The organism is Radiobacillus sp. PE A8.2 (assembly GCF_045635475.1).
In the GTDB taxonomy this organism is placed as follows: Bacteria; Bacillota; Bacilli; order Bacillales; family Amphibacillaceae; genus JBJGXI01.
Map to the genome: position 1 here is coordinate 19,070 of NZ_JBJGXI010000035.1, position 16,670 is coordinate 35,739.

Annotated in this window: 20 protein-coding genes; 7 read left to right on the forward strand and 13 right to left on the reverse strand. The window is 38.0% G+C overall.

Annotated features, from left to right (window positions below):
- The first annotated feature begins 36 nt into the window (after positions 1-36).
- Together ACI6MV_RS17115 and ACI6MV_RS17120 are read left to right on the forward strand one after the other, a co-directional pair.
- Positions 37-576, forward strand: coding sequence for an HD domain-containing protein (locus ACI6MV_RS17115; protein WP_407271542.1), 540 nt, complete (start codon positions 37-39; stop codon positions 574-576).
- 203 nt (positions 577-779) lie between these two features.
- The gene (locus ACI6MV_RS17120) at positions 780-1,274 is read left to right on the forward strand and encodes a M15 family metallopeptidase (protein WP_407271582.1); all 495 of its coding nucleotides are present in this window, start codon (positions 780-782) and stop codon (positions 1,272-1,274) included.
- A gap of 35 nt (positions 1,275-1,309) precedes the next feature.
- Here the strand turns inward: ACI6MV_RS17120 and ACI6MV_RS17125 are convergent, their stop codons facing one another.
- Together ACI6MV_RS17125 and ACI6MV_RS17130 are read right to left on the reverse strand one after the other, a co-directional pair.
- Positions 1,310-2,137, reverse strand: coding sequence for an undecaprenyl-diphosphate phosphatase (locus tag ACI6MV_RS17125; protein ID WP_407271543.1), 828 nt, complete (start codon positions 2,135-2,137; stop codon positions 1,310-1,312).
- 816 nt (positions 2,138-2,953) lie between these two features.
- Positions 2,954-3,157: a hypothetical protein gene (locus tag ACI6MV_RS17130; protein ID WP_407271544.1), complete on the reverse strand. Its 204-nt coding sequence runs from the start codon at positions 3,155-3,157 to the stop codon at positions 2,954-2,956.
- A gap of 112 nt (positions 3,158-3,269) precedes the next feature.
- On the opposite strand from ACI6MV_RS17130, the gene pepT reads away from it, so the two are divergent.
- From pepT to ACI6MV_RS17145, 3 genes are all read left to right on the forward strand, one after another.
- A complete protein-coding gene (pepT, locus tag ACI6MV_RS17135; protein ID WP_407271545.1) occupies positions 3,270-4,502 on the forward strand; it encodes a peptidase T in 1,233 nt (410 codons plus the stop codon).
- A gap of 206 nt (positions 4,503-4,708) precedes the next feature.
- Positions 4,709-4,909, forward strand: coding sequence for a cold-shock protein (locus ACI6MV_RS17140; protein ID WP_407271546.1), 201 nt, complete (start codon positions 4,709-4,711; stop codon positions 4,907-4,909).
- A gap of 295 nt (positions 4,910-5,204) precedes the next feature.
- Positions 5,205-5,351, forward strand: a complete 147-nt coding sequence (locus ACI6MV_RS17145; RefSeq protein ID WP_407271547.1) for a BH0509 family protein — start codon at positions 5,205-5,207, stop codon at positions 5,349-5,351.
- A gap of 138 nt (positions 5,352-5,489) precedes the next feature.
- Here the strand turns inward: ACI6MV_RS17145 and ACI6MV_RS17150 are convergent, their stop codons facing one another.
- The 5 genes from ACI6MV_RS17150 to ACI6MV_RS17170 form a co-directional block, all read right to left on the reverse strand.
- Complete coding sequence (locus ACI6MV_RS17150) at positions 5,490-5,738, reverse strand: MerR family transcriptional regulator (protein ID WP_407271548.1); 249 nt, start codon at positions 5,736-5,738, stop codon at positions 5,490-5,492.
- 35 nt (positions 5,739-5,773) lie between these two features.
- On the reverse strand, positions 5,774-6,502 hold the full coding sequence (locus ACI6MV_RS17155) for an exonuclease domain-containing protein (protein ID WP_407271549.1): 729 nt from the start codon (positions 6,500-6,502) through the stop codon (positions 5,774-5,776).
- Entirely contained in the window at positions 6,499-7,464 is a 966-nt protein-coding gene (locus ACI6MV_RS17160; RefSeq protein WP_407271550.1) for a DUF294 nucleotidyltransferase-like domain-containing protein, read from the reverse strand. The genes ACI6MV_RS17155 and ACI6MV_RS17160 overlap by 4 nt, the downstream gene beginning before the upstream one ends.
- 32 nt (positions 7,465-7,496) lie before the next feature.
- Positions 7,497-8,768, reverse strand: coding sequence for an ammonium transporter (locus tag ACI6MV_RS17165; protein WP_407271551.1), 1,272 nt, complete (start codon positions 8,766-8,768; stop codon positions 7,497-7,499).
- 334 nt (positions 8,769-9,102) lie between these two features.
- Entirely contained in the window at positions 9,103-9,315 is a 213-nt protein-coding gene (locus ACI6MV_RS17170) for a CDGSH iron-sulfur domain-containing protein (RefSeq protein ID WP_407271552.1), read from the reverse strand.
- A gap of 164 nt (positions 9,316-9,479) precedes the next feature.
- On the opposite strand from ACI6MV_RS17170, the gene ACI6MV_RS17175 reads away from it, so the two are divergent.
- Positions 9,480-9,854 (forward strand): carboxymuconolactone decarboxylase family protein, encoded by a 375-nt coding sequence (locus ACI6MV_RS17175; RefSeq protein WP_407271553.1) that lies wholly within the window; start codon positions 9,480-9,482, stop codon positions 9,852-9,854.
- Between the two features lie 92 nt (positions 9,855-9,946).
- On the opposite strand, the gene ACI6MV_RS17180 is transcribed toward ACI6MV_RS17175, so the two are convergent.
- The 4 genes from ACI6MV_RS17180 to ACI6MV_RS17195 form a co-directional block, all read right to left on the reverse strand.
- Entirely contained in the window at positions 9,947-10,546 is a 600-nt protein-coding gene (locus ACI6MV_RS17180) for a YpjP family protein (RefSeq protein ID WP_407271554.1), read from the reverse strand.
- A gap of 102 nt (positions 10,547-10,648) precedes the next feature.
- Positions 10,649-11,911 carry a sugar efflux transporter gene (locus tag ACI6MV_RS17185; protein ID WP_407271555.1) on the reverse strand — a complete coding sequence of 421 codons (1,263 nt, stop codon included), beginning with the start codon at positions 11,909-11,911 and terminating at the stop codon, positions 10,649-10,651.
- A 294-nt stretch (positions 11,912-12,205) separates the two neighbouring features.
- Positions 12,206-13,462: an MDR family MFS transporter gene (locus ACI6MV_RS17190; RefSeq protein ID WP_407271556.1), complete on the reverse strand. Its 1,257-nt coding sequence runs from the start codon at positions 13,460-13,462 to the stop codon at positions 12,206-12,208.
- Between the two features lie 303 nt (positions 13,463-13,765).
- The gene (locus tag ACI6MV_RS17195; RefSeq protein WP_407271557.1) at positions 13,766-14,521 is read right to left on the reverse strand and encodes a TerC family protein; all 756 of its coding nucleotides are present in this window, start codon (positions 14,519-14,521) and stop codon (positions 13,766-13,768) included.
- Between the two features lie 287 nt (positions 14,522-14,808).
- On the opposite strand from ACI6MV_RS17195, the gene ACI6MV_RS17200 reads away from it, so the two are divergent.
- Complete coding sequence (locus tag ACI6MV_RS17200; protein WP_407271558.1) at positions 14,809-15,636, forward strand: MBL fold metallo-hydrolase; 828 nt, start codon at positions 14,809-14,811, stop codon at positions 15,634-15,636.
- A gap of 79 nt (positions 15,637-15,715) precedes the next feature.
- On the opposite strand, the gene ACI6MV_RS17205 is transcribed toward ACI6MV_RS17200, so the two are convergent.
- The gene (locus tag ACI6MV_RS17205; protein ID WP_407271559.1) at positions 15,716-15,910 is read right to left on the reverse strand and encodes a hypothetical protein; all 195 of its coding nucleotides are present in this window, start codon (positions 15,908-15,910) and stop codon (positions 15,716-15,718) included.
- Positions 15,911-15,943: 33 nt separating this feature from the next.
- On the reverse strand, positions 15,944-16,645 hold the full coding sequence (locus ACI6MV_RS17210) for an AIM24 family protein (RefSeq protein WP_407271560.1): 702 nt from the start codon (positions 16,643-16,645) through the stop codon (positions 15,944-15,946).
- Between the last annotated feature and the right edge of the window lie 25 nt (positions 16,646-16,670).

The window sequence follows — 16,670 nt, forward strand, 5'->3', positions numbered from 1 at the left end:
ACTTTTTTACCGCGCCAACAAAAAGGAGGATGATCCATGCGCAATGTGACATTAGAAGAAATATTTGTACACCCTATCGCACAAAAGTACTTAGGGCGTTCTGGCATTGCACATGCAGTTGCTGTAGCTGAGCATGCTTATAAAATTGCGATAGACTCAGATGTTTGTCCAGATTTAGCGACAAAAGCTGCTTTGTTACACGATATCGGACACTACAACTGGTACCGAGACGGTAAATGGGATTACCAGCTATATAAAGAAAATGATATCCACCCGATAAAAGGGGCAGCTAGAGCTCACAAACTGTTAGTACGTTTAGGCGAAGAACCGCAAGCAGCAAAAGCAATTGCGCTAGCTATTTTACTACACACCGATTCTTATTTGCCTGATGGCAACTTACATCTCAATCCTCTACAACGGATTGTTTCTCTTGCTGACGAAGCAGATGAACAGCCCGGCGGCGCACATCACTATCGATCGATTGAACACACTACCGCTTTAGAGAAAATAAAAAAGCTCGACCATGTTATAGAGCTAGAATTAATCCAACAAAACAACAAGGAACAAATGAGCTAGTCCTGTGATCCTTTAGACCTTCTGATCACAGGCACCTCTATATTTTTATCCTCTTTTTGGCTCCATTATTTTGGAACAATTTTACCAAAAACTATGTTATCCTCATTTTATCAGCCTCTTTTTTATGGGGGAAAGTGAGGAAATAATAATTGAAATTCCAAAGATTACTCGGCACATTAATATGGATAGCGATTACGATAGCAATGATTAGCTTTGCCGTTTACCAATATAAAGAATATAAGCGTTTGGAAAATGTACCAATGCCATCACAGCTACACCCTGTGGTTGAAGACAAAAAAGATGCTCTCATCGAAGCAGTAGAACAGATTGGGGTATCGATCATTATTACCGATGGTTTTCGTACAACGGAGGAGCAAAAAGAGCTCTATGCGCTTGGCCGAACAGCGCCAGGTAATATCGTTACCTATGCCCAAGGTGGAGAATCGTACCATAATTATGGCCTGGCGATCGACTTTGCTATCCGTTTAGAAAACGGCGACGTTATTTGGGATATCGATTATGATGGCAATAACAACGGTACAGCAGATTGGACAGAAGTTGTAGAGCGCGCGAAGCAGTTAGGGTTTGAATGGGGCGGAGATTGGCATAACTTTCAAGACTACCCACACCTACAAATGGATTTCGACCTAAGCATTCATGACCTACAGCGAGGTTATCGACCTGACACAGAGAACTAAATAAGCTGTACTACATAATAGCACAGCTTCATTAATTAAAAATATACAATATAGATAATAATACATAAGACAATTCGATAAATGGCGAATGGCACAAGTTTAATACGATTAATTAATTTCAAGAAAAATCGAATTGAAATTAACGCAACAATAAAGGCGCTAATGAACCCAGCAAGGAAAAACGGCCAAACTTCTAGATTGAAGTATTCCCAGTTCTTTACTAACGAGAGAAAACTAGCCCCAGCCATAATAGGGACTGCCATAATAAACGTGAAATCGGCAGCAGCACGGTGACTCATCCCAAGCAATACGCCACCAGAAATCGTTGACCCCGACCTAGAAAAGCCAGGCCATAATGATAAACATTGTATTAGTCCAACGGTGAAGGCTTGTTTATAAGTGATCTGATCAACACTTTCGACAATGGTCTTTTTAGGACGAAAGCGATCAGCTATAATCATGAAGATTGCTCCGATAAATAGACCAATTAATACTGTAGATGTAGAAAACAAATATTCATCAATGTAATCCTCGAATAATACACCTAAAATCCCAGCAGGAATTAATCCGACAATCACCTGCGTTAATTTAAGTTTGTTCTCGTTTGCCTTGTAAGTTTTATTTCTTCTAAGGCCCAGCATTTCAATAAATCTTTCTTTAAATATTACGATTACTGCCGTTATTGACCCTAGTTGAATTACCACTTTAAACGTATTCGCCACATACTTCGTTAAAAAATCCTCTGACTTTAGCCACACATCATCTACAATAATCATATGTCCAGTAGATGATACCGGGGCAAATTCAGTTAAACCTTCTACAATCCCTAATAAAACTGCTTTCAATATTAACATGAAATCCACAGTCATATCCCCTATCTTCCTATATAAATACAAGCTAAAATTATTTTAATCGATTCTCCGTTAAAAGGGTACTAAATTTTTATAGCAAGCGGCCGTGTATTGGAACAGACATTTTTCATGTTTACTTTTCGGTCTTTTCACAAGGCTTTTTTCGTATAGTTTGTTGTCTTTCACTTCAAATTTGAAGTGAAATGCGTCGTAACGTAGTGCTCGTGATTTCCGCTCCAGGCAGTCGCTTTCCGCGGGCACGGCTTCAGCTAACTCAGAAGCAAAATGCGCTTCTGAGTGGATCTTCAGCTCGCGCTGTCCCGCAGGAGTCGACTGCCTGGAGCTCCAATCACCCCAAATGAAGAGCAATCCCGTTAGCAGCGTAGGAAATCCACTTCGACTCCTGCGGGTCTAGTGGCCTAAGTGAGACCCCGCAGAACGCAGGAGGCCACTGAAAAAGTCCGATAAATTTTGAAAAGAGTGAATACCAAAAAAATCCATCCCCACTTTCCGCCTAAAAATCAGAAGTAAATCGAACTGGTTTCTCCACTTTTCTATAGAAAAGTAGCAAGATTTTGGGATAGTGTTTTTGAAAAAACTTCATTTTTAACAGACAAAGACTTTTTCAGTGGCCTTGAACGCAGTTCGAGGAGGCTCACTAGCCCCCCGCGGAAAGCGAAGTGGATTTCCGGAGCGGTGCAAGCACTCTCCAAGTTACGACGGAGTTTAGCTGTTTTCCGCAACACAACAATCTTTAAGAATAAAGCGTACTACAAAAAGGAACAGCTGGAAATAAGTATCCAAGCTGTTCATTCAAACCATATATGATTAGGAATTATTAAACACCTGTTTTGTGATTTTCTCACCCAAATATTCGTTTGCTTCTTCCAGCTGCTTATGTTCTTCCAAAGAGTCACCTGCGTAACGGTCCACTGTCTTTAACGGGTGCTCGGCGTCTAAATCAGAACGCATTCCAATATTTTCGCTATCCACTTCTTTTTTCGTATAGTTTGGTTGTTTATTTTGTTTCAAAATAATCACCTCTTTATTAGCTTTTGCAGGATGAGGTGATTCATTCGGTATATTAGCTTCACATTATGCTAATATAAGGATATAACTTATACACATAATGGAGATGAATAAATTGAACAAGGAAATCATCAATCGTTTTATTACTTATGCAAAAGTAGATACGCAATCAAATGAAAACAATCAAAAAACTCCCTCAACAGATGGACAATTAACCTTGGCAAAAATGCTCGTTGATGAATTACAATCGATCGGCATGGAAGACGTAACGATCGATGATCACGGATATGTAATGGCTACGTTACCCGCTAATACCGATAAAGAAGTACCTACGATCGGGTTTCTAGCACATGTCGATACCGCTACGGACTTCACAGGCGCTAATGTAAACCCACAAATCATTGATAATTATGAGGGCAATGATATCGTGTTAAACGAAGCGTTAAATGTAGTCTTATCAACAGAAGCTTTTCCCGAGTTGAAAAAGTACAAAGGACATACCTTGATCACTACAGATGGAACAACATTGCTTGGCGCAGACAATAAGGCAGGAATTGCTGAGATCATGACTGCGATGGCTTATTTAATTGATCATACAGAAATCAAACACGGCAAAATACGCGTCGCATTTACCCCTGATGAAGAAATCGGACGCGGCCCGCATAAATTTGATGTCAAGGAATTCGACGCTAGTTTTGCTTACACAATTGATGGCGGCCCACTTGGCGAATTACAATACGAGAGCTTTAATGCGGCTGCTGCCAAGATCACTTTCAAAGGAAACAACGTGCATCCCGGGACAGCTAAAAATAAAATGGTGAACTCTACAAAAATAGCCATGGAATTTAACAATCAACTACCGAAAGAAGAAGCTCCTGAGCATACAGAAAAATATGAAGGTTTTTATCATTTGCTATCGTTTGAGGGAGATGTTGAGCAAACCAAACTACACTACATCATTCGTGACCATGATCGAGAAAAATTTAATTTTAAGAAGAAAAATATCGAAGCATTGGTCGAAAATTTCAAATCTACATATGGTCAAGAAAATATTATCTTAGAAATGAACGATCAATATTACAACATGGCAGAAAAGATTGAGCCGGTAAAAGAAATTGTTGATGTCGCTTATGAAGCAATGAAAAAACTAGGTATAACTCCACTCGTTGACCCGATTCGTGGTGGAACAGATGGTTCTCAGCTCTCCTTTATGGGACTACCTACTCCAAACATATTTACAGGTGGAGAGAATTTCCATGGTAAGTTTGAATATATCTCGGTAAATAATATGGAAAAAGCTGTTCAAACCATAGTAGAGATTATCCAATTGTTCGAGAAAAGAGCATAATTTTATAGCAATCCGGATAATTACAAATTTTGGCTTTGAGGTGAGGTTGAATCTTTACTTCTTACATGCTATACTAAAGTTAATTATTTTTGCCCGGATTTGATTAATGATAGAAGCAACAACTGTTAAGTGTATGTGATCTGGAATGATGATGCGGCAAGAATAGTAATATTTTGTGCAACAAGTGCACTTGGAGGAAAAGAAACATGAACAATGGTACAGTAAAATGGTTTAACGCAGACAAAGGTTTTGGATTTATCGAAGTTGAAGGTGGAGACGACGTATTCGTACACTTCTCTGCAATCCAAGGCGAAGGTTTCAAAACATTAGACGAAGGTCAAGCGGTAACATTCGATATCGAAGAAGGTAACCGTGGACCACAGGCTACTAACGTTGTTAAAGCGTAAGTAGATATGATAAGAAGGTCTTCCATCATGGAAGGCCTTCTTTTTTTTGCACAAAAAAACCAGTTTTTTCTAGCATGTTCAGCCTTCTTAATTCCTTTGTTTAATCCAGTCCAGGAATACTAATTTCCTTCTCAGCCGGACAATCACTTATGCATATCACTTTGAGCTTGATTAATCGCAAAACGATATTTGTTTAATCTCACTTCGAGATATATAATAAAACTAAGTTAAAGGTAAGCGATTACAAAAACAATGAACACTTCAACTTAAGAAGGTTCATAAGGAGGATTTTGAGATGAGCCAAACAGAAAGAAATGATAAAGTGGAACACCTTTTGGAAAAAAATAAATTTAATCAAGAAGAGGTGCTTGATATGTCCGATGAACAAATTGAATACTTCCACTGGCTCTATTTTGAAGAATCTGTTTATGACTTAATGTAAAATTAAACCACAACAGCTCTTGCTTTTCTAAGCAAGAGCTGTTTTCAAATTCTTTTACTAACCTTATTATATTTATTCAAGCAGCAAAAAAAGAAGATTGATATTCACCATCCTCCTTAGAACTCTATACAGTCATCATTAGTCATCTTCATCACTTAGCATAGCTTTAATACCAGCAATATTTATCCCCTTATCTACTAAAGGCTTAATTTTCTTCAACCTTTGAATATCATTTATGGAATAAACACGTCGATTACCTTCATTTCTAGCCGGTTTGATCAACCCTTGTTGTTCATAATATCTAATTTGTCGAGCTGTTAAATCGGTAAGTTCTTCTACCACACTAATAGGGAAAGTAGCTTTATCATCAGGAATATCATTATTCAAGTGCTCCTTCCCCCTCTCTCTCTTATTGGTCAAATTTATTTATACTTAGCAAGATGTGTATATACATCTCCTAAATTTGAAAAACCTAATTCCCGAATCAACCGGACACTCTCCGCCCATAATTTAGCTGTAGCAATAGCATCGTACAATGCATGGTGTCTTTGATCAATTTCAATTCCATAATGCGAACAACATTCATCAAGTGAAACAAGTCCCTCTTCTGGTTCCACTATTTGAAGTAAAAAAGCTGTATCAACAATACGATGACTAAAACTTGTTTTCAACACTTTCCAATTCACATGTTTCATAAATTCCTTTTCATGGCTTGAATGATGGGCAACAAGCGTGTCACTATTTATGAACTTATAGAAATTATGCAATACCGTTTCTATCGGTTCAGCGTTCATTAGCTCCTGTTTTGTAATGCCAGTTAAACGCTCAATCTCTTCTGTTGGACCTTCTTCACTGTATATCGGTGCATAAAAGACTTCCTCTTCAAGTACGTGCTCACCAACCATTTTGACCGCACCAATGGAAAGTATGCTATCACCTTTATAAGGAAAGAAGCCTGTAGTTTCAATATCAAATACAACCACATTTAAATTATCAAGCGGAATATCTAAAACTCTTTTACTTTTAAGCTCTCGTTGAAGGTTTCGAACGAAAGCAGCCTGCCTAGGATCTGACTGACTTGACAATGAAGAGTACCCGTTCGTATTTAATTTACCGGTAATATCCTTTATAAATTGAAACATTGGATTCATGGCGAACACTCTTTTTCTATAGTTGATTTTACTTCCGATAGAAGTTTATATCCTTTTTTCATCATTTTCTTTAATTCTTGTTTTTCATCTTTATTTAGCAACTCTAAAGGAAGAAGATGTACCGCATCATAATCATCCGCATCGCGACGAAAATGGAGACGAAACTCTAGTAATCTTTCAAAAAAAGTTTCATATTCTTCAATCCATTCATAACGTTTTTTTAACTCTCGAAACCTTAATAATGTTGGCGCAGTATACACTTGATTTTTTAAAGCTAACAAACGCAATGCATTTACATAAGGATAAAAAGTCGTTTGTTTTAATTGTATACTTCCAGATTCTGTTCCATGTAACTCAGGAAGCAATTGACCCAATACGCCAATTCCTTTTTTGATAAATTCAACATTTTCCACAAACCTAATATTAAGTTTCGGATTTGCCTCAATCGTATTGAAAGCTAAATCTTTTAGATCATCCAAATATTTTTCATCACCAATGAAAACCCGAGAATCAAAAAATGTACAAAAATGGCGTAACGATTCCCAACTAGCCTCTTGTAACCACTCCGTTATTTGTGTTTCCCATTTATCAAGAGATTGACACCACCTAGGGTTTAAAGCCATAACTTTGCCATCACAAAGTTCATAGTCCACCGCCGCCAATCCTTCTGTAATCTCTTTGCCTAGAGCTAAAAAATATGGTTCACAGTAGTCATCACCATTGAAAATAATTCCATGATCTTGATCACTCCATACAGACTGTTCAAATCTACCAGCACTTCCCATTAAAAAGAAAACAAAAGGAGCAGGAGGTTCCCCCCGCTCACTTTGCACTTTCTTGATTGCTATTTGAACTGTAGCTTTCATAATTTCATCATGAAATTCATTTAACTGCTGATGATTTGTCGAAACAGCTCGCATCTCTTGATGTCGCCATTTTTTAATATCAGCATAGCTTGTCAAATAGATCAATCCCTTTTGTTTGTTTCGAATTATTAAGCACCTTTTTTGTCGTCAGATCCAGGCATGTTTTCAGGATAACCGTAGCCACCGTGTTCACTCATATCAAGACCAAGGATTTCTTCTTCCTCAGATACACGCAGACCACCCATCACAACATCCATTACCTTTAAGATGATAAACGCTACAACAAATGCATACAAACCACTTGTTACAACACCTAATGCTTGAACGCCTAACTGTTCAAATCCACCACCGTAGAATAATCCCGGTTTACCCCAGTCAATTTCAGATGAGAATGCTGGTACTGCAAATAGTCCATTTGCAAGCGTGCCCCAAACACCGACTGTACCGTGTACAGATAGCGCGAAAATTGGATCATCAATTTTAGCAGTTTCAAACATTTTTACACTAAATACAACTATTACACCACCGACAAGACCGATTACAACCGCTGCCCAAGGCTCAACAAATCCTGCAGGAGCCGTGATTGCAACTAGACCAGCTAGTGCACCATTCAGCATGTTTGGAACATCCGCTTTTCCTGTTAATGCATAAGCAGTAGCCATTGCAGCAACTGTACCACCAGCAGCTCCTAACATGGTGTTAAGAGCAACAAATCCAAAGAATCCATCAGCTACACCGAAAGTACTACCACCGTTAAATCCAAACCAACCTACCCAAAGAATCAACACACCTAACGCAGTATATACTTGGTTGTGCCCAGCTAAATCATTAGATGAACCATCTTTGTTGTATTTACCTATACGAGGTTTAAGAATGATTGTCGCAGCAAGTGCAGCCATTGCACCAGTTAAGTGTACAACAGTTGAACCAGCGAAATCCTGTTTACCATGATCAGCTAACCAGCCGCCACCCCAGATCCAGTGCGCAACTACCGGATAAATAAGTACAGAGAATAATATAGCGAAAATAACATACGCAGATAATTTAGCACGTTCCGCGAAACCAGCAAACGCAATTGTCATTGCAACTAGCGCAAACACCATTTGGAACATAATGTCTACAGCTGGAGATAATCCTTCACCTGCAAATGATGCATCACCTGCAAAGAAGCTTCCCCAACCTACAAACCAATTGCCTCCTTCGCCATAAATCAAGCCGTAACCTACTGCCCAGAACATGATAACGCCAATACCGGCTGTAAAGATTGTTTTACCAGCAACATGACCAGCGTTCTTCATTCTAGTTGAACCAGCTTCTAGTAAAATAAATCCACCAAGCATAAAGAATACTAAAACTGTACCAACAATAACCCATAAATTATCCATAAGTGCGATTTCCATTTTTTTCTCCCCTTTTGTGTGATGTGTATTAACATCTCGTGTTAAGTACTAATTTAGCAGGGTTTTTTTTGGCTCGCAACAACCTTGTAAGATAATCTAACATGTTAATTTATACAATTTTCTAAATATTATTGATATTTGTAATATTGTTAGTCGTTTACATTGCCGTTATAGCAACATTTATTAAGCTTAAGCAAATGTGGAGAATTTTTCAAAAAAATCTTTATCAAATCTTTTAAAAATCTGTGTTGGCTTTCTTTAATTTCTCATTAGATCAGCGCGAATTATAAAAAGGGCTATAAGCTTTGTTGCAGATGCTTATAGCCTTTTCACCCTACTGCGTAGCCCTCGGACTACTTTCAAAATTTATATTCTTGTGCGTGCCGTCACAGAACGGTTTTTTACTAGAATGTCCACAACGACATAATGAGAAGGATGGTTTAGTTTCAAATGCATTTCCTTCTGCATCGACTAATTCCACTTCCCCTGTAACACGGATCGAACCATTATCATTAATTTTTATTGTTACCTTTTTACTTTCATTCATTTTGTTACCCCCTTTTCACAAAATTTTACGGTTAAACTTAAGATGTGTCCAGCCCTTCATTAGTATGTTACTATGTAAATTCCATATAATTCCACGCATGTTTATGATTGTCCTATAGAATTATAAGAAGGGACAAGATAAATTATAAATGAGGTGAATTACATATGGATACAAATTCAGAACAGATCTATAGTTATTTCGACGAATCGATATTAGATTTTAAAGAAGGTACAAGCCGCTTCAAAGACCGCCTTCCGAAGATGACACAAGGCTACTTCGATTTTACGGAAGCTTGTTTCAAAGACGGCGCAATTCAAAAGAAAGAAAAACAGCTAATGGCACTCGGAATTAGTATCTACGCCCAAGACGAATATTGCATTATGTATCACGCGAAAGGCGCAGTAGAACACGGGGCTACCGAAGATGAAATCATGGAGACAATTGCCGTCAGTGCTGCACTTGGTGGCGGAGCTGCTTTTTCCCAAGGTGTTACACTCGCAATGGAAACTTTTGATTATTACACACAAACAAAACATTAGACAATGGATCAAATAGGAAATATATTATTTTTACCTTTATATACAAAAATCGAGTATGAACTTTGTTTTGTTCATACTCGATACATTTATTTTTATGCCATCCATTTAGGCGGTGTATTTTTATCCCAATACACTTCACCAATTTGGTGGTGTTTTTCAAATCCATCATTACTCAAATGGTAATGGAAGTTAAACCAATACCCTTCCTGTGGACGATTATCCCTTCTTACATGAAAACGTACAATATCTTTATTCGTTCTAGCATCATATATATCAAATATTTTCTCACCATATCCAGAAGAAGGTTTTTCTGTAATGCCATAATACGGCAAAGATTCTTCTCCTGCTTCGACTAATACTTGATTAACAACCTCTTCAATCGATGGTAAGATTTTTGTCATAAATTCATCTTCAACTTGATTTACAATTCTAGGACCTAGCTTAGCGAATGTTTGTGCTTTGGCTTGATCCGTAATCGCGCGAACCATATCATCTTCCGATTCAGGTGCATCATTACTATCGTCATGCTTCTCTTCTATAGCAGATTCTGGAGCAACATCATTCGAACTTGCCGGAGCAACTTCATCTGTTTCCGTGTCCGCATTTGCATCTAAATAGATTGGAGGGACATATGCTCCTAATGTTAATATCGTGATAAGTACGACAAATATTTTTTTCATCCAATGCTGCATATAAATTTCTCCCTTTTGCTCTACTAGATTAATTGTACCACGTTTAAAAAAGAAGTCTATAGATCTATTAAAATTTAATGAAAGCGTAACAATTGCTTGAATTTAAGTGCTCACGGCCCCTAACACACCACTTTTTTCCGTTTCTTTTCCGAAAGCTAATAAGATGAATAATCCGACTCCCGTAAACACTACACAAATAATAAATACATTACCGTAGCTTATAATACTAGAAAAATAGCCAAATAACAGGAATCCTGCTGTTTGTCCGATCTTTTGGGTATTCATATAAAGCGTTGTTGCAGTTCCTTGTTCCTTTGGCAAGAAATTTTGAAAGTAGGTAACTGCTAGCCCCGCCGTAATTGCAACATTCGCAGCACTTAATATTTGCAACGGATATATTTGCCAAGGTGCTGTTACGTTCCAAATTAATAAAAAGTATAGAAATGAAAATAAAAAACCTAGCCGAATCAGTAGTTTTAAATCGAGACGTGTCGCTAAAATTCCGAACATAATCATTAAAGGAACCTCGAATACGGGTGGTACACTAAAGATAATCCCAACATGCGCTTCGGTTCCACCTAATTCTTTCGTAACAAATTGAGGTATGTTTTGCATATTAATGGTGGTTGCTGCATGAAGTAAAAACATCGCGAGTACATTTGCCATAATATATGGTTTAAAAATAAATTTCCCTAAAGCTACTTGTCTTCCCGTCATATCTATTTTATTAGGTTCATCTTTTAAATAAATTGAAATTATTATAATAGATATGAAGAAACCCGTTGCCACCATTAAGAACAGGTTTTTAAAGTCCAACCAAACGAGCATCCAACCAGCAAAGGCTGGACCAACTGTCCATGCAAGTGCCATAAACATGCGAAATACATTCATGACATACGGGATTTCCTTCTTAGATATATTGGAATTCTCCACAACCTCTCGTGCATGCGCCCATAATTGCGGCATCGTCGCAGATGCTGCCCCTAAGAGAAAAAATGCTACAAAGGATAATAGATAATAGTCCCTAATATATGCAAACCCAATGTAACCGATTATGGCTGCGAAGGAAGTTATTATTAAAATTAATTTTCTGCTCGTTTTTCGATCTGACAATTTACCTATATACGTACTTATAACTACTCCACCTATAGCCATCGTAGTCATGAATATTCCATATTTAATGTTACTCATACCAATCAAATCAAGACCATAGATAGACGAAAACGGGATGAACAAAGAGATGGATAGGCAAAACATAAAATTCAACAATAATAAAAGCGGAAAAGTCGGTATCCTCCACACTAAAGCCGTTCGAGTCTTTGTCGCTGTGATAAATTTGCTGAGCAAATCGATCATTCCTGTCATTAAAAATTTCACCTTAAAACAAAGTTTATACACAGAAAAGCGCGTATATTATCTCACGAATGACTCGATTACTCAACGCATGATCCCAACGGTTTAGATCGCTTCCTGCACGATAAAGCTGTGGACAACTTTTTGTTTTTTAATTTTTTTTTATAAACCCCTCTGGATAACTCATTTTAAGGCAAGTTATCCACCTTATATTTGCAAAAACTGTGGAGAAAAGTCTGTTTCATAGGATAACTTTTCTTTACATGACATTTCCTCTTTGGATTGATTGTGGATAACAGAAATACTTCAAGCTGTTTGTTTTAATTCTGCAATCGCTTTTCTTTCATCCAACTGTGGAGTGATCACATAATATAGAAAAGTACCAAGCAAACCTACACTCGTTATAATAATCGCCATTATTATCGTTGATAAATAAGCACTTAAGGTCACAGTTATCGAAGCAATCAACATTCCTAAATTAAATCTCATGCCAACAAATGCCATATATGCGCTTCTTGCATCATCTGGTGGAATCGCCGCAGTATATGCCTGTTCCACTGGTACACGAAACACTTCCCCAACAGTTAAGACGACCATCATGATACACAATAACCAAATACTGTTCGAGTAGGAAATTACCGCATATCCGATTGAAAAGAGAAAGCAGCTCGTAACGAGTATGGATCGATCTTTCCAGTTACCAGATATCTTGGTAACAAATAAAGCAAGCAATGCCACGAGAATTGTATTTTCACTACGCAAGAAACCCATCATTGTTACACCATCAACTTCCCATAGAAGGAATTGTTGATTCGGCATCTGGTCACTTAGACGAATACCGATATAGTTCGTCAATTGAAACTCCATCGACATCACTAGCACGCCTGCAATTACGAAAACTACGAACAATCGGTCTTGAAGCACGCGTCGATAGCTCGAAAAAATCCGCGACACATGTTGTAAAGGCTTAAAAGAAGATTGCTCTTCAGGAACATAGCTTTCTTTTATATAAACATACACAAGAAATACAACAACAGCTGCCACAATACATAGCACGACGAAAAGTTCGAATAAATAATCCTGATATAAGAACGCACCAAGAATACCACCGATCGCAATCGACAGATTATTAGCCCAATACATGATTGAATACATTAATTTCCGTTGTTCTGGTGTACTAACATCAATTAACATCGCTTGGTTGGCCGGACCAGCTAACGCCCAACAAACACTGTTGATCGTCATCATAAAAAAGGTGATCGTTGGAGAGAAAAACCATGGTGAATTACAGATCATCATCGTAAAAAAAGCACCAAACCGGAGCACTTCAGCAAATAGCATAACTTTCCTTCGACCAAATTGATCGGAAAAATAACCGCCTATAAAGTTCATTCCAATTCCTACAAGTACATTACATAACAATAATAAGCCTGCTAACTTTGCACCAAAATGGTACGCCAAATAAATAGACATAAACGGAAAAATCATACTGCCTACAAATCTACTTATAAACGATTCTATAATGCGTATTTGAATGTTTTTATGAAAATCTTGGAATTTCATCAGTATCCTTCTTTCTTCTATGTATTGCTCCACAAAACGTAAGCGTGCGAAATAATATTATAACGCTGTGGCTGTCTGTTTGAAAGATAAAGATGAGATTTGGATACTTGGGGGCACAATTAGATTAAGAGCATTTTTTATAAGCAAGAGCCCTGGCGTCCACAAAAATCCATCGACTTTTATTATTCCCACTCACCAATACCGAAATCACCTCTACACAACCAGGACAATTTCCGCCCATGAAATTGATTAACCCTATTAAAAAAACGAAGCAAGTGGTTATACCTGCTCCGTTTTACCGTATCAATTTTTTGTAATTACTGTATGCTTATTTTCTTTGCCTGATAAAAACCAACCACTAATTGCGATAATTAGTAACATCCCCCAGAAAGTTACTTCCCATTCGCTACTGTGAGGAAAGTGTTCAGGAAGTATTCCTACTGCTGGACGAGCAAGTGTAATGACTGCAAGCTTAACACCAACCCAACCGACAATAACGTATGCAGTCGTTTCTAACCCAGGTCGCTTGTCCAATAATAGAATAAACCAACCTGCTGCATACTTGATTAATATCAAGCCTGCCACTGCCCCTGCAACAACAATCGCAAATTGCGCTCCATCCATGCCGCCAAATTGCGGAAGTGGAGTTATTGGCAAGGTGACAGCCAATGTTACAGCAGCAAGAATAGAATCAATTGCAAACGCAAGATCCGTAACACCTATTTTAGCAACTGTGGGCCAAAAACCTTTACTACCTGAAACACTAACGTCGTTTTCGTTTTCTTTAAAGAACACATGCTTCACGGCTAAATATATAAGGTATGCAGCACCAATCGCTTGTATTTGCCATACATTAACCAAAAAAGAGATTGCAAATAGCGCAGCGAATCTGAATACAAACGCTATGATAATCCCGTAATTTATGGCACGTTTTTTCTGATCTGCTGGTAGATGCTTAGCTATTACTGCAAGAACCAATGCATTGTCTGCTGACAAGATTCCTTCTAAGCCAATTAATATTAATAAAGTCCATCCATATTCAAGCCATAGCGAATCCAATATAGGCACTCCCCTCTCCTACAATTAAAATAAGACCTCCACCAATTTGTCCGTGGCTAAAGGCCTTTTTAAAAATCAAGCCTTCACCTTTAGGCAAAGATCTTGCTAACTATATCGTCTATAAAGATTGCGAATATTAATATATCGCCTAATAAAACAGTATGATTATACCACTTCCGTTATGCCTTGTCCAGATTACAGCTCCTCCATATTACTATACAAAACCGAACACGTGTATAAGTAATATTTTTGTATGACAAAATAGGCACAAGGAGGTCGAGACAATTATGGATAAGGAAATAGAAGATTTTGAACAAGATGGCTTCGATATGGACCACGCGGAGGCTGAAGAGATTTTAGATGACCTTGCTTTTTATCGTACGTTATTAGCAAATGTATGTATGATCGGAAAACCAGATACAGCCGAATGGGTATTAATTGATACAGGGGCAGCTAACTATAGCAAACGTATTCGCGCTGCATGTCAAAAGCGGTACGGCTCTGCGCCTCCAAAAGCAATTATTCTTACACACGGGCATTTTGATCATGTCGGTTCTGCCAAAAAACTGGCCGAATATTGGGATGTACCTATTTATATTCATCCTAAAGAAATAGATTACGTTAACGGAACAAAACAATATCCACCTGCTGATCCTACGGTTGGTGGGGGGATAATATCATTGTTATCGCCTATTTTTCCTACTAAGGCCGTAAACTTAGATGAATGGGTAAGGCCATTACCAGATGATGGGGAGCTACCATTTTTAGCTGATTGGAAATACATACTTACTCCCGGACATTCACCTGGTCACATTTCACTATTTCGCAAGCATGATCGTACATTAGTAGCCGGCGATGCCATTACTACAGAAAAAGCAGAATCTGGAATAGCTGTATTTTTTGCTCTCCAAAAGGTACACGGTCCTCCAGCTTATTTTACACACGAATGGGACCGTGCAGAAGAATCCGTCAAGACACTAGCCGAACTTGATCCGGAAGTGCTCATAACAGGACACGGCTTACCGATGAGTGGAGAGCTATTACGCAAACAATTACATGAACTGGCAGCCAATTTCAAAACACTCGCTATTCCAAAGCATAAAAGAGAACACTAATTTTAGACTTAATTTTCTGCATCGTAAAAGGAGTGAAGATCTCACTCCTTTTACTTTTGCTGTATGGACTACCATAAACCTACAATTCCAAATCGTCATCCTCTTGCTTTCGGGTCTGTTCATCTTTACTTGTAAACAATGAAAATATAGAAATAATCACAAATGCAGCTCCTAGACCAATAAAAAGACCCGCTCCTGGATAACCAAGAAGTTTACCAATTCCCAATCCCATCAATAACCCACCCGGAACCATATAACTAAGCCGCTTATCCAATGACTCACATCCTCCTTTTATTACAGAATGTCGTTAATTCGAACCATTACTATTCATATATACTTCTTCGAATGGTTGGACAATGACAAATCCTTCTCCGGAGAATTCCATTTGAATTGACTCTCCACTACCTCGACCCAAAAATGTTCTAAAGCTAATATCTGTGCGAAACTCAGGCTGAAGGTGACCTGACCAAGCTACCGTTGCATTCGGATCCGTAATAACAGGCTCTCCCGGACGTACTAGTAACGTTAATGGCTCATAGTGAGAAGTAACAGCTACCATTCCACTGCCTTTTAAGGTTACATTAAATAGTCCTCCAGACATCATGCCAGCAATTCTTTTCATCAGCTTAATATCCCACTCGATATTACCTGGTTCAAAGGCAAGTAAATCATTTCCATTTACTGTAATTGACTCATTATTTAATTCGAAAATTGTAATTTTCTTACCTTGATCTGCTAAGTATAAACGTCCTCTTCCGGTCGCTTTCATTAATGAACTTCCTTCACCGGTTAGCGCTTTCTTAAACATCTTACCTACACCATGTTCCAATACTTTTTCTCGCTCAAACTTTATTTTTCCGTTATAGGAAATCATAGAACCAGCTTTCGCCCATACTTGATCAATCAAATTAACTTCAAGAATTCTTGGTGTTTCCAATTCAAAATATTCATTTTCACCTTCATCTTGTTTTGTCTGCTTTATGAATTCGTCTAGAGAATACTTACCCATTTACAACAGCTCCTTTGTCTTATCT

Excerpts from the sequence above, each read along its gene's own strand:
- ACI6MV_RS17115 (WP_407271542.1), top strand. The coding sequence starts at position 37 with ATGCGCAATGTGACATTAGAAGAAATATTTGTACACCCTATCGCACAA.
- ACI6MV_RS17155 (WP_407271549.1), bottom strand. The coding sequence starts at position 6,502 with ATGAATCCAATGTTTCAATTTATAAAGGATATTACCGGTAAATTAAAT.
- ACI6MV_RS17175 (WP_407271553.1), top strand. The coding sequence starts at position 9,480 with ATGGATACAAATTCAGAACAGATCTATAGTTATTTCGACGAATCGATA.
- ACI6MV_RS17190 (WP_407271556.1), bottom strand. The coding sequence starts at position 13,462 with ATGAAATTCCAAGATTTTCATAAAAACATTCAAATACGCATTATAGAA.
- ACI6MV_RS17165 (WP_407271551.1), bottom strand. The coding sequence starts at position 8,768 with ATGGAAATCGCACTTATGGATAATTTATGGGTTATTGTTGGTACAGTT.
- ACI6MV_RS17210 (WP_407271560.1), bottom strand. The coding sequence starts at position 16,645 with ATGGGTAAGTATTCTCTAGACGAATTCATAAAGCAGACAAAACAAGAT.
- ACI6MV_RS17120 (WP_407271582.1), top strand. The coding sequence starts at position 780 with ATGATTAGCTTTGCCGTTTACCAATATAAAGAATATAAGCGTTTGGAA.
- ACI6MV_RS17200 (WP_407271558.1), top strand. The coding sequence starts at position 14,809 with ATGGATAAGGAAATAGAAGATTTTGAACAAGATGGCTTCGATATGGAC.
- ACI6MV_RS17170 (WP_407271552.1), bottom strand. The coding sequence starts at position 9,315 with ATGAATGAAAGTAAAAAGGTAACAATAAAAATTAATGATAATGGTTCG.
- ACI6MV_RS17140 (WP_407271546.1), top strand. The coding sequence starts at position 4,709 with ATGAACAATGGTACAGTAAAATGGTTTAACGCAGACAAAGGTTTTGGA.
- ACI6MV_RS17145 (WP_407271547.1), top strand. The coding sequence starts at position 5,205 with ATGAGCCAAACAGAAAGAAATGATAAAGTGGAACACCTTTTGGAAAAA.
- ACI6MV_RS17180 (WP_407271554.1), bottom strand. The coding sequence starts at position 10,546 with ATGCAGCATTGGATGAAAAAAATATTTGTCGTACTTATCACGATATTA.
- ACI6MV_RS17185 (WP_407271555.1), bottom strand. The coding sequence starts at position 11,911 with ATGACAGGAATGATCGATTTGCTCAGCAAATTTATCACAGCGACAAAG.